We start from the raw sequence: 433 nt of genomic DNA, 5'->3' as shown, positions 1-433 counted from the left end.
TCTTTACCCTCGTCAGCGACGAAGGGCCGCGAGCCTATCGGTTGCTAGCTCAGATGCTCGTCGATGAGGTTGCCCTCAGCGACAACCCGACAGCTATGGCCATACGCATTGGTCAGCGTTGGGGTCGGCATCGCCGCGGCGACCTCATCGCAGTGCTCGATGACATGGGCTTCTCCCCGGCCGCAGAAGAGGGCGGCATCGTGCTGCGCCACTGTCCCTTCCTCGACCTGGCCCGCGATCACCCCCAGGTGGTGTGTTCCCTGCAGTGTGGGGTCGTCGAGGGTGTGACGGGGCAAGCCGCGACTATCGACGCTAACCCCGGAGTCGGGTGTGTGGTACACACCTGAGTGACGGATGCCCTTGAGGGGGATTAGGGGCAGAACCTCAGTCGCCTAGACCGGTTCCGACCTGACGGGCCGCCTTAACCCATGGG

Annotated in this window: 1 pseudogene; it reads left to right on the top strand. The window is 64.2% G+C overall.

The features are described from left to right. Positions 1-347: pseudogene (locus tag AADR41_RS42580) on the top strand (hypothetical protein); the annotation flags it as partial. Between the last annotated feature and the right edge of the window lie 86 nt (positions 348-433).

Origin of the sequence: Streptomyces sp. CLV115, from assembly GCF_038448545.1 — a bacterium.
GTDB classification, from domain to species: domain Bacteria; phylum Actinomycetota; class Actinomycetes; order Streptomycetales; family Streptomycetaceae; genus Streptomyces; species Streptomyces sanglieri.
The sequence above is the reverse complement of the archived record's forward strand: the minus strand, read 5'-3'. Positions and strand labels throughout refer to the sequence as shown.